The sequence below is a fragment of the Microbacterium paludicola genome (assembly GCF_039529675.1).
Lineage (GTDB): Bacteria > Actinomycetota > Actinomycetes > Actinomycetales > Microbacteriaceae > Microbacterium > Microbacterium paludicola.
Genome location: NZ_BAAANG010000064.1, coordinates 1 through 1,241, shown reverse-complemented (window position 1 = coordinate 1,241; position 1,241 = coordinate 1). Strand labels below are relative to the sequence as shown.

Genomic DNA, 1,241 nt, shown 5'->3' with positions numbered 1-1,241 from the left:
GTTGCTCCTCCGGTACTTCGCCCGGCGGGTCACACTGTGCGAGGATGCCGCTGACTGCACCTCCGAGACGCTCCTCGCCCTGTGGCGCCACAGGTCGCGGCTGCCTGACACCGAGGACCAACGCCGGGCCCGGGCCTACGGAATTGCGCGGAAGGTCCTCGCCAATCACCATCGTGGTCGGACACGCCGAGCAGTCGCAGCTGACGCGCTCCGAGCAGCCGCGGCGACGCCCGTCGCACCAATCCCCGACGAAGCATTCACGGCCGCAGAGGCACTGAAGCTCCTACCCGCCCGAGACCAGGAACTCATTCGCCTAATTATCTGGGAGAGTTGTCCGTCGCCGACGCGGGCCGAGTCCTCGGCATCCGGCCGGGAACAGCCCGAACCAGATACTCCCGAGCCCTCTCCAGACTCCGCCGCACCTACGCCAATCTCGAGGACGCGTAGCGGGATCCGTGTAGTTCGGTGAACCAGCGCCAGTCGAGCCCCGAGAGCGTTGCCCTTGACCACGGCGGCTACTGCGCACTGGGATTTTGAAGGTCGTGTCACACTTCGGGGTGTGCCGGGCATTACTACTGTGACGGCGGAGATGCCGCAGTCGTAGCGCGGGTTGGATTGCCATGAAGCAACGCAGTTTGGATGAAGTCCTGTCGGGCAGTGCGCCGACCTTCACACCGTCGGTGGCGACGAGCGCCGCCCTGGACGCGCTCGTCACCGACACTCGAACCGCAACACCAGATCGGAAGCGCACGCACCGTCGTGCGGCATGGGTCGTTCCAGGTGTCGCTCTTGCGCTCGGAGCGCTCACGGCCGGAGCCCTCGTCGTGGATGCAGTCACCCGAGTTGAAGAGCCGATTGCGATCGAATACACCACCGACACCGGAATCACGATCTCATGCACAGCCACGGTGGAGAGCTCGGCCTTCACCGGAAACATGGCTGCCGTCACGGACTATTACCAGAGCGATGGGTTCACTGGGACCGGTGTCGGACAGCGCATTTATGAGTATGCGCTCGTCCTCGCGGGTGACAAGGTCGGCACTCCCGCGGATCTTCCGGCCTCCGTTGCATGGCTGCCGGACGAGAACTTCGTGCCGTATGACGACAGGCTCGCTCTCGGCGACGCGATGCTGAGTTTCCTCGTTGGCGACGTGATGCTCGAACTGGGAATCTACGACGGCGGCCAAGCCGGAATGTCCTCGGACTGCACGGGGCAACTCCATTGAGTGCGGATCTGATGT

The 1,241-nt window shown here is 64.3% G+C and carries 2 protein-coding genes; both read left to right on the top strand.

Annotated features, from left to right (window positions below):
• The first annotated feature begins 1 nt into the window (after nucleotide 1).
• On the top strand, nucleotides 2-469 hold the full coding sequence (locus tag ABD161_RS16020; protein ID WP_425560920.1) for an RNA polymerase sigma factor: 468 nt from the start codon (nucleotides 2-4) through the stop codon (nucleotides 467-469).
• A gap of 151 nt (nucleotides 470-620) precedes the next feature.
• Nucleotides 621-1,226, top strand: a complete 606-nt coding sequence (locus ABD161_RS15715; protein ID WP_344005124.1) for a hypothetical protein — start codon at nucleotides 621-623, stop codon at nucleotides 1,224-1,226.
• Nucleotides 1,227-1,241: the final 15 nt, after the last annotated feature.